Source organism: Erythrobacter aureus (assembly GCF_003355455.1).
Lineage (GTDB): Bacteria > Pseudomonadota > Alphaproteobacteria > Sphingomonadales > Sphingomonadaceae > Qipengyuania > Qipengyuania aurea.
Genome location: NZ_CP031357.1, coordinates 1,382,893 through 1,398,876 on the forward strand (window position 1 = coordinate 1,382,893; position 15,984 = coordinate 1,398,876).

General features: G+C 63.2%; 18 protein-coding genes. 16 read left to right on the forward strand and 2 right to left on the reverse strand.

The features are described 5' to 3' along the window. Positions 1-76 precede the first annotated feature (76 nt). The 14 genes from DVR09_RS06735 to DVR09_RS06800 all read left to right on the forward strand — a co-directional run bounded on the left by DVR09_RS06735 (position 77) and on the right by DVR09_RS06800 (position 11,668). A complete protein-coding gene (locus tag DVR09_RS06735) occupies positions 77-421 on the forward strand; it encodes a DUF559 domain-containing protein (RefSeq protein WP_115417835.1) in 345 nt (114 codons plus the stop codon). Then, on the forward strand, positions 421-705 hold the full coding sequence (locus DVR09_RS06740) for an NAD(P) transhydrogenase subunit alpha part 2 (protein WP_047806364.1): 285 nt from the start codon (positions 421-423) through the stop codon (positions 703-705). The genes DVR09_RS06735 and DVR09_RS06740 overlap by 1 nt, the downstream gene beginning before the upstream one ends. A gap of 104 nt (positions 706-809) precedes the next feature. Continuing rightward, a complete protein-coding gene (locus tag DVR09_RS06745; protein WP_435867811.1) occupies positions 810-2,273 on the forward strand; it encodes an NAD(P)(+) transhydrogenase (Re/Si-specific) subunit beta in 1,464 nt (487 codons plus the stop codon). A 1-nt stretch (position 2,274) separates the two neighbouring features. Next, positions 2,275-2,619, forward strand: coding sequence for a hypothetical protein (locus DVR09_RS06750; protein ID WP_115416259.1), 345 nt, complete (start codon positions 2,275-2,277; stop codon positions 2,617-2,619). A 53-nt stretch (positions 2,620-2,672) separates the two neighbouring features. Then, a complete protein-coding gene (locus tag DVR09_RS06755) occupies positions 2,673-3,866 on the forward strand; it encodes a parallel beta-helix domain-containing protein (RefSeq protein ID WP_115416260.1) in 1,194 nt (397 codons plus the stop codon). Continuing rightward, positions 3,863-4,891 carry an SO2930 family diheme c-type cytochrome gene (locus DVR09_RS06760; RefSeq protein WP_115416261.1) on the forward strand — a complete coding sequence of 343 codons (1,029 nt, stop codon included), beginning with the start codon at positions 3,863-3,865 and terminating at the stop codon, positions 4,889-4,891. Before DVR09_RS06755 ends, DVR09_RS06760 begins: the two co-directional genes overlap by 4 nt. Continuing rightward, positions 4,888-5,868 carry an alpha/beta fold hydrolase gene (locus tag DVR09_RS06765; protein ID WP_115416262.1) on the forward strand — a complete coding sequence of 327 codons (981 nt, stop codon included), beginning with the start codon at positions 4,888-4,890 and terminating at the stop codon, positions 5,866-5,868. Before DVR09_RS06760 ends, DVR09_RS06765 begins: the two co-directional genes overlap by 4 nt. A 102-nt stretch (positions 5,869-5,970) precedes the next feature. Then, positions 5,971-6,633 carry an aspartate/glutamate racemase family protein gene (locus DVR09_RS06770; protein WP_234041575.1) on the forward strand — a complete coding sequence of 221 codons (663 nt, stop codon included), beginning with the start codon at positions 5,971-5,973 and terminating at the stop codon, positions 6,631-6,633. Positions 6,634-6,746: 113 nt separating this feature from the next. Then, a complete protein-coding gene (locus DVR09_RS06775) occupies positions 6,747-7,907 on the forward strand; it encodes a deoxyguanosinetriphosphate triphosphohydrolase (RefSeq protein WP_115416264.1) in 1,161 nt (386 codons plus the stop codon). Further along, positions 7,900-8,601 carry an NAD(P)H-binding protein gene (locus tag DVR09_RS06780; protein ID WP_115416265.1) on the forward strand — a complete coding sequence of 234 codons (702 nt, stop codon included), beginning with the start codon at positions 7,900-7,902 and terminating at the stop codon, positions 8,599-8,601. The genes DVR09_RS06775 and DVR09_RS06780 overlap by 8 nt, the downstream gene beginning before the upstream one ends. Next, positions 8,601-9,050, forward strand: a complete 450-nt coding sequence (locus DVR09_RS06785; RefSeq protein WP_115416266.1) for an ABA4-like family protein — start codon at positions 8,601-8,603, stop codon at positions 9,048-9,050. Before DVR09_RS06780 ends, DVR09_RS06785 begins: the two co-directional genes overlap by 1 nt. Before the next feature lie 79 nt (positions 9,051-9,129). After that, on the forward strand, positions 9,130-10,680 hold the full coding sequence (locus DVR09_RS06790) for a fatty acid--CoA ligase (protein ID WP_115416267.1): 1,551 nt from the start codon (positions 9,130-9,132) through the stop codon (positions 10,678-10,680). After that, a complete protein-coding gene (locus DVR09_RS06795; protein WP_115416268.1) occupies positions 10,677-11,270 on the forward strand; it encodes a DUF938 domain-containing protein in 594 nt (197 codons plus the stop codon). The genes DVR09_RS06790 and DVR09_RS06795 overlap by 4 nt, the downstream gene beginning before the upstream one ends. An 89-nt stretch (positions 11,271-11,359) precedes the next feature. Beyond that, entirely contained in the window at positions 11,360-11,668 is a 309-nt protein-coding gene (locus DVR09_RS06800; protein ID WP_115416269.1) for a hypothetical protein, read from the forward strand. Between the two features lie 113 nt (positions 11,669-11,781). On the opposite strand, the gene DVR09_RS17415 is transcribed toward DVR09_RS06800, so the two are convergent. After that, entirely contained in the window at positions 11,782-11,910 is a 129-nt protein-coding gene (locus DVR09_RS17415; RefSeq protein ID WP_115416270.1) for an entericidin A/B family lipoprotein, read from the reverse strand. A gap of 117 nt (positions 11,911-12,027) precedes the next feature. Between DVR09_RS17415 and DVR09_RS06810 the strand changes: the two genes are divergently transcribed. Beyond that, positions 12,028-12,258, forward strand: coding sequence for a hypothetical protein (locus DVR09_RS06810; protein ID WP_115416271.1), 231 nt, complete (start codon positions 12,028-12,030; stop codon positions 12,256-12,258). A 56-nt stretch (positions 12,259-12,314) separates the two neighbouring features. On the opposite strand, the gene DVR09_RS06815 is transcribed toward DVR09_RS06810, so the two are convergent. Continuing rightward, positions 12,315-13,844, reverse strand: a complete 1,530-nt coding sequence (locus DVR09_RS06815) for a TadA family conjugal transfer-associated ATPase (protein ID WP_115416272.1) — start codon at positions 13,842-13,844, stop codon at positions 12,315-12,317. Between the two features lie 257 nt (positions 13,845-14,101). Here DVR09_RS06815 and glmS point away from each other — a divergent pair, with 257 nt between their 5' ends. Further along, complete coding sequence (gene glmS / locus DVR09_RS06820; RefSeq protein WP_115416273.1) at positions 14,102-15,925, forward strand: glutamine--fructose-6-phosphate transaminase (isomerizing); 1,824 nt, start codon at positions 14,102-14,104, stop codon at positions 15,923-15,925. Positions 15,926-15,984: the final 59 nt, after the last annotated feature.

The following is a 15,984-nucleotide window of genomic DNA, read 5'->3' on the forward strand; positions in this document are numbered from 1 at the left end:
CGCGAAGCGCGGTGGAGGAGATTCGAGGTTCGTTGCGAGACCGGAGGTGGTTCGCGCCCGCAAGCTGCGCAGGGATATGTCCAAGCCGGAGCGGATGCTTTGGCAACAACTCCGCCAGCGTCCGAGCGGATTCAAGTTCCGCAGGCAGCATCCGATCGGTCCCTATATCGCCGACTTCTGCTGCCTGTCCGAGCGTTTCGTCGTTGAGGTTGATGGCAGCGCTCACGAAAATTCCGACCGCGCCAAGTTCGACGAGCGACGCGCGCAATATTTGAGAGAAAACGGGTTCAGGGTCCTCAGGGTCAACGCCACCCGCGTCCTCGCCGATGCGGTCGATACCGCAGAAGCGATTGTCGCGTGGTTGGCGGATCCCTCCACCAGCCTCCGGCTGGTCCCCTCCCGTGCCGGGGAGGCTGGTTAGTGGATTTCATTTCGATCCTGTCGATCTTCGTGCTGGCGTGTTTCGTCGGCTATTACGTGGTCTGGTCGGTCACGCCCGCGCTGCACACGCCGCTGATGGCGGTGACCAATGCGATTTCCTCGGTGATTATCGTCGGCGCGCTGATCGCGGCGGCCGAAGCCGGTAGTCCGGCAGCCAAATGGCTGGGGCTGGCGGGCGTGGTGCTGGCGAGCGTGAACATCTTCGGCGGCTTTGCCGTTACCGAGCGCATGCTGGCGATGTACAAGAAGAAGGAGAAGAAGTGATGATGCGCTTCCTCTCCAACAGCCGTCACCCCGGCCCACGAGCCGGGGTCCCGCTTTATTTGCGGGTCGGGCCGAAGACAGCGGGACCCCGGAGCAAGTCCGGCGTGACGTTTGCCCTTCTGGCCGGTCTTTTTGCCACCCCCGCCCATGCCGCGACTGGCGAGGCGGTGAATCCGTGGGTTGCGCTGGCTTATCTGGTCTCGGGCGTGTTCTTCATCCTCGCACTGCGCGGGCTTTCGAGCCCTGCCAGTAGCCGCCGGGGCAATCGCTTCGGTATGGCCGGTATGCTGATTGCGGTGGTGACGACGCTGGTCACGCATGACGTCGCCAATATCGTCGAGATCGCAATCGCCATCGCTATCGGTGGCATGATCGGATTTCTCATCGCCCGCCGCATCGCCATGACCGCGATGCCGGAACTGGTCGCGGCGTTCCACTCGCTCGTCGGCCTGGCCGCGGTCCTGGTGGGCTGGGCGGCCTATCTCAATCCGGGCGCTTTCGGCCTGCTTGTCGGCGACAGCATCGGTGCAGTGAGCAAGGTCGAAATGGGTCTCGGCATCGCCATCGGGGCGATCACTTTCTCCGGCTCGGTCATTGCCTTTGCCAAGCTGTCGGGGCGGATGAGCGGTTCGCCGATCCTCTTGCCTGCACGGCATGTCATCAACCTCGGCACGCTGGCGGCGATCATCGTCTTGACCGCATTGTTCGCCATGGCCGGACCTTCCGAGACCATGCCGCTGATCATTGCGCTGACGGTGCTGGCCTTCCTCATCGGCTTCCTGCTGATCATCCCCATTGGCGGGGCGGACATGCCGGTCGTGGTTTCGATGTTGAACAGCTACTCAGGCTGGGCGGCAGCGGCGATGGGCTTCACGCTCGGCAATACGGCGATGATCATCACCGGCGCGCTGGTCGGCTCCTCGGGCGCGATCCTCAGCTACATCATGTGCCGCGCGATGAACCGCAGCTTCATCTCGGTGATCGCAGGCGGTTTCGGCGCCGATGCCAGCGCAGGCAGCGGCGAGGCGAAGGAGCAGCGCCCCTACAAGCAGGGCAGCGCGGCCGATGCGGCCTTCATGCTCGAACAGGCGGAAAAGGTCATCATCATCCCGGGCTACGGCATGGCGGTGGCGCAGGCGCAGCACGCCCTGCGCGAAATGGCCGACATGCTCGAGGAAAAAGGCGTCGAGGTGAAATACGCCATCCACCCCGTCGCCGGGCGCATGCCGGGGCACATGAACGTGCTGCTCGCCGAAGCGCAGGTGCCCTACGAGAACGTGTTCGAGCTGGAGGACATCAACAGCGAATTCGCGCAGGCCGACGTCGCCTTCATCATCGGCGCGAACGACGTGGTGAACCCGGCGGCCAAGACGGACAAATCCAGCCCCATCTACGGCATGCCCGTGTTCGACGTGGACAAGGCCAAGCAGGTCTTCTTCATCAAGCGCAGCATGGGCGGCGTGGGCTATGCGGGCGTCGACAACGATGTCTTCTACATGGACCAGACAATGATGCTGCTATCCGATGCGAAGAAGATGGTCGAGGAAATCGTCAAGGCGCTGGATTGACATGAAGCGCGTGCTGATCGCGCTTGCGCTGCTGGCCATTGTCGGCGTGATCGTATGGGCGACGATCGGCGGCGGGATGCGGGGCACGGTCGAAGACCGGCTCGAGGAACAGATGATCGCGCGCGGCCTGCCGCAGCCGATGGCCGAATGCATGGCCGGACGCATGGCGGAGCGGCTTTCGGTGGGGCAGCTTCGCAAGCTCGAAAATCTCCAGGCGGAGGCGGGCGAACCCGATATTCCGCTCACCATAGCCGAATTTCTGGAGCGGGTACGGCGCGTCGACGATCGCGAAGTCCTTGAAGTCGTGGCGAGTTCCGCCGCGATTTGCGCCTTCGCGAGTGGCTGAAACACTTGCAATCATTCGCTCTTGCGGCACAATAGGTTGCAAGGGAGAGACTCATGACCATCAGACTGTCGATTGCCGCCGCGCTTCTCGCATCCGCTGCCCCTGCCTTCGCCGCCACGCATGAGGTCGCGCCGGGCGAGAACGCGCAGCAGGAACTGCAGGAAGCCTTGATCCTGGCCGAGCCGGGCGACGAAATCGTACTGGCTGCGGGGCGTTATACGCTGACCGACGGGATCAGCCTCGATGTCGATGGCGTGACCGTGCGCGGGGCGGGCATGGACGGAACCGTGCTCGACTTCACCACGCAAGCGGATGCGGGCGAGGGCTTTCTGATCACCAGCGACAACGTGACCGTGCGCGATTTCGCGCTGGAAAACCCCAAGGGCGACGGGATCAAGTCCAAGGGCGCGGACAACATCGTCTATCACCGAATCCGCGTGACCTGGACGCGCGGGCCGCATCCCGAAAACGGCGCCTATGGCATCTATCCGGTGGAAAGCACCGGCGTGCTGGTCGACGGGGTGAAGGTCACCGGCGCGAGCGATGCGGGGATTTATGTCGGCCAGTCGAACGGGATTACCGTGCGCAATTCGATCGCCGAGGCCAACGTCGCCGGGATCGAGATCGAGAACAGCCGCAACGCGCTGGTCGAACACAATATCGCCACGCGCAATACGGGCGGCATTCTGGTCTTCGACCTGCCCGACCTGCCGGTGATGGGCGGGGGCAATGTGATCGTCGCCAACAACCTGGTGGTGGCCAACGACACGCCCAATTTCGCGCCCCCGGGCAATATCGTGGCGGGCGTTCGGCGCGGCACTGGCATCATGGTGATGGCCAATGACAAGGTGCTGATCGAGGACAACATCCTCTCGGGCAATCCGACCGCGCCGGTGATGGTTATCGCCTATACGCAGAGCTTCGAGGACGAGCGTTACAATCCGCTGCCACGCGAGGTCGTGGTGGGCGAGAATATCTATAATGGCGGCGGCTATGATCCGCAGCTCGAGGGCGCGGAGATGCTGCTCGAGGCCTTTGGCGGCGAACTGCCGCCGGTGCTGTGGGACGGGCTGGGTTCGCTCGCCGCGGTCGAGGGTACGGCAGGCTGGAGCCTCAATCTGGCAGAGGCGGGCGTCGGCCTCGACAGCGCGCAACCCGGCCCCCTGTCGGTTCCCGCGCCCAGCGGCGAGTTCGACCGCAGCGGTATCGGCGCGCCGGCAGAACTCGCGGCGCGGTTGGGGGGATGAAGTACGCAACCGCCTTGCTGGGTGCCGCAAGCCTTGCGCTTGCCGGGTCGTTCGTCGCGCGGGCGGAAGTGTTCTCGCAGCCCGCGATCGTCGAGCCGGTGAACGACGAGGCGATCGCGCAGGGCATGCCGCGCCTGTTGTCGCATTTCCGCTTTTTCCGCGATGCAAGCGCGCAAGTCCCGGTCGATCGTGTCACGCCCTACCGCCTGAACACGCCGCTCTTTTCGGACGGGGCGGAGAAACTGCGGTTCGTCTACCTGCCCGAAGGCACGGCAATGGCGGCGCAGGGCGAAGGACTGCCCGAATTCCCCGTCGGTACGGCGCTGATCAAGACCTTCGCCTTCGAACAGGATGGCCAGCGCCGCCTGATCGAAACCCGGGTTTTGCTCCACCGAGCCGATGGATGGCTGGCACTGCCCTATATGTGGAACGAGGAGCAGACCGATGCGCGGCTGGCGGTGGCAGGTGCGCGGCTCGATCTGACCACGCCGAAGGGCGAGGCGATCAGCTACCGCATACCCAATAAGAACCAGTGCAAGGAATGCCACGGCCTCGATGGCGAGGTCGTCCCGATTGGTCCCAAGGCGCGCAATCTCTCGCACGATTGGCTGAGCGAGATGGTATCGGCAGGGCATCTCGACACGCTACCGCAGGATGCGGATCAGTTCCCGGTTTGGGAGCAGCGCGAAAGCGCCAATCTTACTGCCGCTGCACGCGCCTATCTCGACGTCAATTGCGCGCATTGCCATCGGCCCGGCGCGACCGCCTCAAACAGCGGACTGGACCTGCGCTGGGAACAGCAGAACCCCGAGGCTATCGGCATCGGCAAGCGCCCGGTAGCCGCCGGACGTGGAGCAGGGGGGCACCTGTTCGACATCGTCCCCGGCTCGCCCGACAGCTCGATCCTGACCTATCGCATGGCCAGCCCGGAACCGGGCGTTGCCATGCCCGAACTCGGTAAATCCACCGTGGACGAGGAAGGGCTCGATATCGTGCGTCGCTGGATCGAGGAAATGGCGCCATGAAGTGGTTCTGGCGCATCCTTGGCGGGCTGGCGCTCGCGCTGGTGGTCGCCTTCTTTATCTTCCGCGTCCCCGATACCGATCCGGCGGAGATGCAGGCGAAATACGGAACGCCGCCCTCGCGCATGCTGGCCATCGACGGCGACAGGCGCGTGCATGTGCGCGACGAGGGGCCGCGCGATGCGCCGGTCATCATATTGTTGCACGGGTCGAATGCCGATTTGCACACCTGGCAGAAATGGGCCGATGCGCTGAAGGGCGATTATCGCGTGGTCCGCTTCGACCAGCGCGGACACGGGCTGACAGGGCCTGCCGCGGATGGCGAATACGCGCTCGGGTCCTTTGTCGAGGATATCGACGAAGTTGCCGACGCTCTCGATATCGACAGGTTCACTCTGGCGGGCAATTCGATGGGCGGGGCGATCGCCATGGGATACGCGATTGCCAAGCCCGAGCGCCTCGACGCGCTCGTGCTCGTCGATGCCGGCGGTGCCCCGATCGAAAGCGAAGGCAGCGGGAATCTGGCCTTTACGCTTGCCGGAATGCCGGTCGTTGGCGATGCGATGAGCCAGATGCTCCCGCGTTCGCTGGTCGCGCGCAGCCTGTCGCAAAGCGTCAGCAATCAGGATGTCGTGACGCCCGAGGCGGTCGATCGCTATTGGGAACTGGCCCGCTATCCAGGCAATCGCGCCGCGACGCGCAAGCGCTTTTCGGTCGGACGCAAGAATTTCGCTGTCGATGAGGTCGGCAAGGTCGCCGTCCCCACGCTGGTCATGTGGGGCGAGGAGGATGCGCTGATCCCCTATGAAGCGGCGGCCTGGTATATGGAGCATCTGCCCAATGCGACGCTGGCCAGCTATCCCGGAATCGGCCACATTCCGATGGAAGAGGCTGCCGAAGAGAGCGTTGCCGACCTGCAGGTATGGCTGGAGAAGGTGCTCGCGTCGACTAACGAGCAAAGCGGAGGAACCGCCTCGTAATCCGTCCGTTCTAAGCCCCGGATACGCGGAGAAACCGCGATCTGCGAACAACAGGGCGGATAAGAGGATCAACGCTTGCGAAAGCTCGGCATTATTGGGGGTATGAGCTGGATCTCGACCCGCGCCTATTACGAACGGATCAACAAATTCGTGCAGAAGCGCGCCGCCCCGATGGCGAGCCCTCCGCTACTGATCGAAAGCCTCGATTACAGCCCCATCGCGGCAGCCAAGAATGCCGACGACTGGGACCTGATCGCTTCCACGCTGATCGATTCCGCCCGGCGGCTCGAAAGTGCGGGCGCGGAAGGTCTCGTGGTCGCGGCCAACGCCATGCACAAGGTTTACGACCGACTGACCGAGGCGGTTTCGATCCCGGTGCTCCACATCGCCGACAGCGTGGGCAAGGCGATGAAGGAGGCCGAATGCGAAAGCGCGGCTCTGCTGGGCACCCGCTTCGTGATGACGGAGAGCTTCTATCGTCAGCGGCTGGTATCGCATGGCGTCAATCTGCTGCCGCCCGATCCGGGCGATGTCGAACTGGTCGATGGAATCATCTACAAGGAACTGATGCTGGGGCGCGTCACACGCGATGCCGAACGTGCCCTGAAGACGGTTATCACGATGAAGGAGAAGGAAGGGGCGCAGGCCATCGTGCTCGCCTGTACCGAGCTCGAACTGGTCGTCGATACCGATGCGAATGTCCTTCCCGTGTTTGATTCGACCGACATCCATTGCCGGGCGGCTGCAGACTGGATTCTCGGCTGAGATCGCCGGGCCGGACCTCGGCCGCAATCGGGCACAATCTGCCGAAAACCGCATGGGTTCGCATTTCGTTCACGTTGTCGCCCCGGGCAGGCTGACCTAAGCCTCGCCGCTGCATGCCCAGAGCCCCCTTCGCCTCCGATCCCGCCGCAAGTCGCGGCCGAGAATTCACCGAGGAACGCGAAGGCGCCCGCGGGCCGAGGAGCGAGTTCCAGCGCGACCGCGACCGGATCGTCCATTCGATTGCCTTTCGCCGATTGCGCTCCAAGACCCAGGTCTTCGTGGCACCCGATGGCGATCACTATCGCACCCGGCTGACCCACAGCCTCGAAGTGGCCCAGATCGGCCGCGTATTGGCGCGCGAGCTGGGCCTCGACGAGGATCTGACGGAGGCGCTGTGTCTTGGCCACGACATCGGCCATCCGCCCTTCGGCCATGCGGGCGAAGAGGCACTCGAACAGGCCATGGCCGATGCCGGCGGCTACGATCACAACGCGCATGGCCTGCGCACGCTGGCGCGGTTGGAAAGCCCCTATTGCGACCATGACGGGCTCAATCTTACCTGGGAAACGCTGGAGGGATTGGCCAAGCACAATGGTCCGGTGGTCGCACCCAACTGGGCGCTGACCGAGATCGACAGCGCTTTCCCGCTCGACCTGTCAAGCTGGCCTTCGCTCGAGGCACAGGTGGCCGCGATTTCCGACGATATCGCCTATGACAATCACGATATCGACGATGGCCTGCGCGCGGGCTTTCTCGATCTCGACGACCTGCTCGCGCTCGACTGGCTCGCCGACCAATGGCGCTCGGTCGAAAGGCGCTTCCCCCATGCCCCGCGTGATCGCCAATTGCGTGAGCTGGTCCGTTCGCAGATCGGCCTGATGGTCAACGATGTGCTGACCCATACGCGCGAACAGGTGAAAGACATCGCCAGCGTGGCGGAAGTGCGCGGCGCGGATCGGCAACTGGCCGGCTTCTCGCCGACGATGAAGGCGCAGGAGCGCGAACTGAAACGCTTCATGTATGACCGGCTCTATTACCATGACGAGCAGATTGCCACGGCCGAACGTGCGCGCGATGTCATAGCCCGGCTGTTCGTGGCCTATCGCCAGGATCCGACAAAACTGCCCGATGAATGGCTGTCGACGCAGCCCGAAGACGAGCCCCGGCGCAGCCGTCACATCGCCGATTTCATCGCCGGCATGACCGATCGCTATGCCATCGACCAGTGCCGAAGGATCTACGGACGCGCGCCCGAGGGATTGAGCAATGTCTGATGCAATCCGCATCGGCCTGATCGGCGCGACGGGGCTGATCGGTTCCACCGTGATCGAACAGTGCATCGGGCGCGAGGACGTGCGGCTGACGGGCATCGCCCGGCGTGAAGCCAGGCTGCCGCGCGGTATCCGCATGGAGATGTTCGTGGCCGAACCCGCCAAATGGGGTGAAGTGATCGAGGCCGTGCGTCCACGGGCGATCATCTGCGCATTGGGCACGACCTGGAAGAAGGCGGGCGAGGACGAAACCGCGTTTCGGGCTGTCGATCAGGATCTGGTGCTCGATACGGCGCGCGCCGCGAAACACTTCGGCGTCGAGCGTTTCGTCCATGTCAGCTCGGTCGGCGCGGACGCGCTTTCGAAAAACTTCTACCTGCGGGTGAAGGGCGAGGTGGAGCGCGAGCTGACGAAGCTCCGCTTCGACCGGCTCGATATTCTGCGCCCCGGCCTGCTGCGCGGCCAGCGGGAGAACGATCGCCGTTTGGCGGAGCGGTTGGGTATCGCGGCGGCGCCGATCGTCAACCTGCTGCTTCATGGCAAATATCGGCAATATCGGGCGATCAGGGCGGAGATCGTTGCGCAGGCCGCACTGGCCCTGGCCAAGCGGGCAGCGCGCGGACGTTTCGTGCATGACAATGACGCCATTCTGCGGGCGGCGAAATCGCTGCCGCGGATCGAGCACGGAGAGGCCTGATGTGGGACACCGCTTTCGGAATGGCGAATCTGCTGGCGCTGATCATGTGGTCGGCGCTGATCCTGCTACCGCGCTGGCCTGCCTTGCTGGCGGCGGTGCTGTATGCGGGTATCGGCCTGCTGTGTCTGGCCTATTCGGTCGGAGTTATCGGGCTGCTGTCGGGCGCTTTCGACGCGGCAGGCCCGGCCGGCTCGGCCGATTTTACCACGATCGAGGGGGTTCGCGCGATTTTCGCCAGCGATGGCGGGGTGACGATTGGCTGGATTCACTATCTCGCATTCGATCTGTTCGTCGGTCTGTGGATCGCGCGCGATGCCGATGCGAAGGGGTTTTCGCGGCTGATCCAGGCACCGATCCTGCTCGCGACCTTCCTCGCCGGACCGCTGGGGCTGTTGCTCTGGCTCGCCATTCGCGAAAAGCGCGCGCGCGAGCAGGGGCGCTGGCGATAATCCTCTTCCGAAACCGGGTTGTGCATAGCAACCGGCCTGCCATGATGCCTCGAATAGCTGAATACAGCGGAGAGGTTGAATGGCAGATGGCGAGATGCTCACTTTCGATGGGCTGATCCGGCACTGGACGCGCGAAAAGCCGGGGCAGGTGGCGCTCGAACAGGATGGTAAGGCACTGACTTTCGCGGCGCTTGACGAACGCTCGCGCCGGATCGTGGCCATACTGAAGGCGCAGGGGCTCGCGAAGGGCGACCGGGTGGCCTGGCTCGGCAAGAATGCGCGGCTCTATTTCGAATTGTTCTATTCCGCCGCGCGGATGGGCGTGGTCATGGTGCCCATTGGCTGGCGGCTGGCCGCGCCGGAAATCGCCTATATTCTCGGCGATACCGGGGCGAAGCTGCTCTTTATCGATGAAGGATTCGCCGGGCTTGCGGCAGGGGCCTGCGGCGACATGGAAAACCCGCCGAAAGTAATCGACACGCCAACCGCGAAATCGGACATTGCCGCGGCCCCGGCGGACGATTTCGAGGGGGCGGGGCCGGATGACGCCGTGCTCCAGCTTTACACTTCGGGCACGACTGGAAATCCGAAGGGCGCGGTGCTGACCAATGCCAATCTGTTTGCCTTGCGCCAGCCTGCCGAAGAAGCCGCACAGCCATGGTCGAGCTGGGACGAGGACGAGGCGATTCTGGTCTGCATGCCTTGCGCGCATATCGGTGGGACCGGCCTTGGCATCATGGCCATGGCGGCAGGTGTCCGCGCGATCGTGCAGGCCGAATTCACGCCGGATGGCGTGCTCGACGGTTTCGAACAGGGGATCACGCGCCTTTTCATCGTACCCGCCGCATTGCAGATGGTGGTTCAGCATCCGCGCGCGAAGGATACCGACATGTCGGCGGTCAAATACGTGATGTATGGCGCTGCGCCTATCCCGCTCGATTTGCTGCGCGAGGCGGTTCAGACGATTCCCGAAGCCGGTTTCCTGCAATGCTACGGCATGACCGAAACCACCGGCACCATCGCCATGCTGCCGCCCGAAGATCACACGCTCGAAGGCAATCAGCGAATGAAATCGGCGGGCAAGGCGGTGCCGGGCGCGGAGCTCAGGGTGGTGGACGAAGATGGCGAGGAACTGCCGCGCGGCGAGGTCGGCGAGCTGATCTGCAGGAGCCCATCCAACATGCAGGGATACTGGAACCTGCCCGACGCGACGCGGGGGGCGCTCAAGGACGGCTGGATGCACACCGGCGATGCCGCCTATATGGACGACGATGGCTACGTTTATATTCAGGACCGGATCAAGGACATGATCATATCCGGCGGCGAAAACGTCTATCCCGCCCAGGTCGAAAGCGCGATTTACGGCCATCCCGCGGTCGGCGAAGTGGCGGTGATCGGCGTACCAGACGACATCTGGGGCGAGGCGGTAAAAGCCTGCGTGGTGCCCAGGCCGGGCAGCGAGGTCGACCCGGACGATATCATCGCCTTTACGCGCGAGCGCCTGGCCGGGTTCAAGGTGCCCAAGACGGTCGACGTGATCGAGGCGATGCCGCGCAATGCCAGCGGGAAGATCCTGCGCCGCGAATTGCGCGCGCCCTATTGGAAAGACCATGACAGGCAGGTCAATTGAAACGCCATGCCCCGGCCACCGCGCGCAATTCGGAACCCCTGGCCGAAGTTTTGGCCGGGGAGTTGCCCAATGAGGGCCTGGTTCTGGAAATCGCCAGCGGGACCGGCGAACATGCCGTATTCATGGCGCGGCGCTTTCCCGCGCTCGATTGGCAACCCAGCGATTGCGCAACCGACGCGCTGCACTCCGTCGATGCCTGGGCGCAGGAGGCCGGGCTGGCCAATTTGCGCCCCGCGATCGCGCTCGATGCGGCAGCGGGCGACTGGCTGGTCGAGAGCGCAGACGCGGTCCTGTGCGTCAATATGGTCCATATCAGCCCGTGGCAGGCGACCGTGGGCTTGTTCGAAGGCGCGGGCAGGGTGCTGGCCTCCGGCGCACCGCTGATCCTCTACGGACCTTTTCTCGAAGCCGATGTCGACCCGGCGCTGTCGAATCTGGCGTTCGATGAAAGTCTGAAGGCGCGCGATCGGGCATGGGGGCTGCGCAATGTAGCGGACCTCGACGCGCTTGCGGAGGCCCGAAACCTTAACCGCACCGCCCACCACGAAATGCCGGCAAACAATCTCGTACTTGTGTATCGCAAGGATTGAGAAGGAAGACTACTTGCCACCCGATTGCGGACAGTTGCAGGTTGCGGCTTTTTCAGCGATATTGGCGACGTTTATGGGGAACTTGGTCAGTGCACGGATCTGAAATCACAAGTTTCATTGTTCAGGCCGTTGCGGTGATTGTCGTAATCAGTCTTCTTGCGCTGCCCTATCTTGCGTTTCGGCGTGCAAAGTCGAGTTTCGTCTTTTGCATCAAACTCGCATGTGCCGAAGCTGTTCTTCTGGCAGCGTGGTTGGTGTTTGCGACTGCAATTGTAGCGCCAGTTTCGATCAGCATCGCGATGCAAGCTCTAGCATTCGGTGTGATCGCCGCTGCGCTGGTATTGGCGCTGTGGTGGCTGTTCTGTCGACGAATGCGATCAAAGCAAAGCGGCGAGTAGTTACCACTCAAAACAAGCCATACCGTCCGCGATTGCCGCGCAATCTCGAATACCGCAAAAGAAAACGCCCGCCGGGCGAGGGCGGGCGTCTTGTTGTTGAATTTGCGGTCGGTTCAGGTTTCTTCGTCGACGGCGTTGGCGGCCGATTGCAAATCTTCGCCGGCGCCGCGGACGGTGTTGCAGGCTGCTGCGGTGAGGGTCATCGACGTGATGCCGAAAGCGAGCAGGATTTTCTTGACCATAACATCTTCCTTCCCAAAGGGCCCGTGACCGGGGTTCCGGAAAATGTAACGTAAGGCGTGACAAGTGGTTCCCCGGCCGGTTGCGGCGGTTCGGCGATATACCCATATGCCCGGACTGTGCCCGAACCCGACTTTCTTCTTTTCGCAAGCGATGCGGAACTGGCCGCCTATTGGGGCGGGATCTGTTTGGCGGTCGCGTTGCTTTGCATGCTGATGGAACGGCGCCGGATGAAGCGGAGCGAAATCAACCGGGTCGGCTGGATGCCGTGGACCGGCCTGTTCCTGACCTTTGCCGTGATCGGTGGCGGATTGCTGGCGGCCGCGATCCCCGCGCTCCTCACATCGTAGGTCCGGCCGTGAGGCGCGGCCCGCCTTGCGGCGAAGCGCCGGATTTGGAGCGCGCCCTAGAGGCAGGCCTCGAGATACGCCTGGTCGAAGCCGAACTGGCGCGCCTTTTCGAGCGTATACGGGCGCAGGCCCGACGAGCGGAATTCGCCCAAGATCTTGCCGTCCTCGCTTTCCTCCAGATATTCGAACTTGAACAGTTCCTGCGTCACGATCACGTCGCCTTCCATCCCGATCACCTCGGTGATGTTGGTGGTGCGGCGAGACCCGTCGCGCAGGCGCTTCACCTGCACGATCAGGTCGACGCTTTCCGCGATCTGGCGCGAAATCGCTTCCTTCGGAATCTTGATGTCGCCCATCAGAATCATGTTTTCCATACGGCCGAGGCACTCGCGCGGGCTGTTCGCGTGCAGCGTGCACATCGACCCGTCGTGGCCCGTGTTCATCGCGGCGAGTAGGTCGAAACATTCCGCGCCGCGAATCTCGCCCAGGATGATGCGGTCTGGGCGCATACGAAGGGCGTTCTTCACGAGGTCGCCAATGGTGATCGCGCCCTGACCTTCGAGGTTCGGCGGACGCGTTTCGAGTGGCAGCCAGTGCGGCTGCTGCAGGCGAAGTTCGGCGGCGTCTTCGATGGTCAGCACGCGCTCGCCCGGGTCGATCATCTTCGACAGGGCGTTGAGCATGGTCGTCTTACCCGAGCCCGTACCGCCCGAGATGACGATGTTCATCCGGCATGCGCCCGCGATTTTCAGCGCGGTACACATCTTGTCGCTCATCGAACCGAAATCCTTGAGCATGTCGAGCGTGATCGGCTTTTCGGAGAACTTACGAATCGAGATCGCGGTGCCGCGCAAGGACAGCGGAGGCACGATGACGTTCACACGGCTGCCGTCCTTGAGGCGGGCGTCGGCGAGCGGGGTGGTCTGGTCGACCCGGCGACCGACCTGATTCACGATGCGCTGCGCGATCTGGAACAAATGGCTTTCGTCCCGGAACTTGATCGGCGCGATGACCAGCTTGCCCTTTTTTTCGATGTAGGTCTGGTCGGGGCCGTTCACCATGATGTCCGAAACATCGGGATCGTTGAGCAGTTCTTCGAGCGGTCCGAAGCCGAGCAGTTCGTCGACCAGCACCTTCTCAAGCGCGAACTGTTCGCGGCGGTTCAGCGTCACCTTCAGCTCGGCCAGCACTTCCATGATGATGGGGCGGAATTCTTCCGACAGCTCATCCTTGGTCAGCGTGGCGGCCGCTTCCGGGTCGACGCGTTCGAGCAGGCGTGGGAGAACCTGTTCCTTGATCTTGTGGACGCTGGCTTCGAAGCCGCCAACCTCGCTCTGGCCCGAATGGGTCGAGTTCATGCGCTCTTCGAGGCGGGACATCGCGTCGCCGCCCGGGCCGCCACCGGCGCCGGGAGGCGGGGTATCGGTTTCGGGCAGCGGCGGGAACTGTTCGCCGCCATGCTTGCGGTCCGTCTTGGTCTGCGCAGGGGTCGGCTTGTCGCCACGCATGGGCTTGGCCAAACCGAATTGCGGACGGGCACCGGCCCCCATTCCTGCCGGTCCGTTCTTCCGTCCGAATGCGCTCATTCCGGTTACCCCCGAAGATACTCTTGTTCTGTCGAGCCGAACCCTGTGCCAATACGGCAAACCCGATCTCTCGAAATGTGGTGAATAAGAAAGAAACCTTGATTTTTCCCTAATGGGCCGGGGTTTGGGCAGGGCTGCTCAGGCCCGCCGTTGCGGGGATGCGTGGCACTCCGGCCCCGGCTTTACGGCAGCACGATTGATTGCTGGTCAGGAACCGCTAAGTCTCCGCCTCTGATATCTGTTGGAGATTGCGGTTCATGTGTGGAATTATCGGTATCGTGGGCGGTCAGCCGGTTGCGGATCGTCTCGTCGATGGCCTGCGCCGGATGGAATACCGGGGTTATGACAGTTCCGGAATCTGCACCTTGCACGATGGTCGGCTCGTTCGCCGCCGTGCCGAAGGCAAGCTCAACAATCTGGTCGCCAATCTTTCCAAAGACCCCGCACCCGGCGATATCGGGATCGCGCACACGCGCTGGGCCACGCATGGCGCGCCGACCGCGACGAATGCGCATCCGCATGCGACCGACCGGGTGGCACTGGTGCACAATGGCATTATCGAGAATTACAAGGAACTGCGCGCCGAACTGACGCAAGCCGGGCGCAATCTCGAAAGCGACACCGATACCGAAGTAGTGCTGCAGCATATCTCCTGGCTGGTCGAACAGGGGCAGTCGCCGCAGGAAGCCGTCGCCAATGTCTTGCCGCGCCTGCGCGGGGCCTTTTCGCTGGCCATCGCTTTCCGCGATCATCCCGACATGCTGATCGGCGCGCGGCTCGGATCGCCGCTGGTAGTCGGCTATGGCGAGGGCGAAACCTATATCGGCTCCGACGCGCTGGCACTGGCACCGCTGACCCAGCAGATCAGTTATCTCGAGGAAGGCGACTGGGTCGTCATTACCCGCGAGGGAGCGACGATCCACGATTCGGAGAACAACGAGGTCGAACGCGAAATCCGCTTTTCGGGCGCCTCCGCTACGGCCGTCGAAAAGGGCAACTACCGCCACTTCATGCAGAAGGAGATCTTCGAGCAGCCGACCGTGGTCGCGCAGACGCTGGGTTCCTATCTGCGCCGCTCGGACAATTCTGTCGCGTTGCCGCAGTTCGATTTCGACCTGTCGAGCGTGAAGCGCATTACGATCGTCGCCTGCGGCACCTCGTTCTATGCAGGGATGGTGGCGAAATACTGGTTCGAACAGTTCGCCCGTGTGCCGGTCGACATCGATGTCGCGTCCGAATTCCGCTATCGCGAGCCGGTTCTGGAGAAGGGCGGGCTGGCCCTGTTCATCTCGCAGAGCGGCGAGACCGCCGACACGCTGGCGGCGCTGCGGCATTGCAAGGAAAATGGCCAGACCATCGGCGTGATCGTCAACGTGCCGACGAGTTCGATGGCGCGCGAAGCGGACCTGCTGCTTCCCACCCATGCCGGACCCGAGATCGGCGTCGCGTCGACCAAGGCGTTCACCTGTCAGCTCGCGGTCATGGCCGCTCTGGCCGCGCATATGGCGGTGAAGAAAGGCCTGATGAGCCGGGCCGAGGAACAGGAAGTCGTCACCCATCTGCTAGAAGCACCGGCATGCCTCAATGCAGCGCTCGATCATGACGAAGATATCGCCAGCATGGCCCATCTCATCGCCCCGGCACGCGACGTTCTCTATCTCGGCCGGGGTCCCGATTTCCCGTTGGCTCTGGAAGGGGCGTTAAAGCTGAAGGAAATCAGCTATATCCACGCCGAAGGCTATGCCAGCGGAGAGATGAAGCACGGCCCCATCGCGCTGATCGACGACGAGGTTCCCGTGATCGTACTGGCGCCTTCTGGCCCGCTGTTCGAGAAGACCGTATCGAATATGGAGGAAGTACGGGCGCGTGGCGGGCAGATCGTCCTGATATCCGACGCGGAGGGGCTGGAGCATGCCGGCGAAGGGTGCCTCGCAACCATCGAGATGCCGCGCGTGCACCCGCTGATCGCGCCACTGGTCTATGCGATCCCGGTCCAGTTGCTTGCCTACCACGTAGCCTGCGTCAAAGGCACCGATGTCGATCAGCCGAGAAACCTTGCGAAATCGGTGACAGTGGAGTGATCCCGGCACTGCGAGCCCTGCACTCCGTAGGCGGCAGCGTCGCGAATGGTGTGTATTTC

Coding starts and splice junctions, on each gene's coding strand:
- glmS (WP_115416273.1), top strand. CDS start 14,102: ATGTGTGGAATTATCGGTATCGTGGGCGGTCAGCCGGTTGCGGATCGT.
- DVR09_RS06775 (WP_115416264.1), top strand. CDS start 6,747: ATGCCCAGAGCCCCCTTCGCCTCCGATCCCGCCGCAAGTCGCGGCCGA.
- DVR09_RS06770 (WP_234041575.1), top strand. CDS start 5,971: ATGAGCTGGATCTCGACCCGCGCCTATTACGAACGGATCAACAAATTC.
- DVR09_RS06785 (WP_115416266.1), top strand. CDS start 8,601: ATGTGGGACACCGCTTTCGGAATGGCGAATCTGCTGGCGCTGATCATG.
- DVR09_RS06750 (WP_115416259.1), top strand. CDS start 2,275: ATGAAGCGCGTGCTGATCGCGCTTGCGCTGCTGGCCATTGTCGGCGTG.
- DVR09_RS06780 (WP_115416265.1), top strand. CDS start 7,900: ATGTCTGATGCAATCCGCATCGGCCTGATCGGCGCGACGGGGCTGATC.
- DVR09_RS06735 (WP_115417835.1), top strand. CDS start 77: ATGTCCAAGCCGGAGCGGATGCTTTGGCAACAACTCCGCCAGCGTCCG.
- DVR09_RS17415 (WP_115416270.1), bottom strand. CDS start 11,910: ATGGTCAAGAAAATCCTGCTCGCTTTCGGCATCACGTCGATGACCCTC.
- DVR09_RS06755 (WP_115416260.1), top strand. CDS start 2,673: ATGACCATCAGACTGTCGATTGCCGCCGCGCTTCTCGCATCCGCTGCC.
- DVR09_RS06760 (WP_115416261.1), top strand. CDS start 3,863: ATGAAGTACGCAACCGCCTTGCTGGGTGCCGCAAGCCTTGCGCTTGCC.
- DVR09_RS06790 (WP_115416267.1), top strand. CDS start 9,130: ATGGCAGATGGCGAGATGCTCACTTTCGATGGGCTGATCCGGCACTGG.
- DVR09_RS06765 (WP_115416262.1), top strand. CDS start 4,888: ATGAAGTGGTTCTGGCGCATCCTTGGCGGGCTGGCGCTCGCGCTGGTG.
- DVR09_RS06815 (WP_115416272.1), bottom strand. CDS start 13,844: ATGAGCGCATTCGGACGGAAGAACGGACCGGCAGGAATGGGGGCCGGT.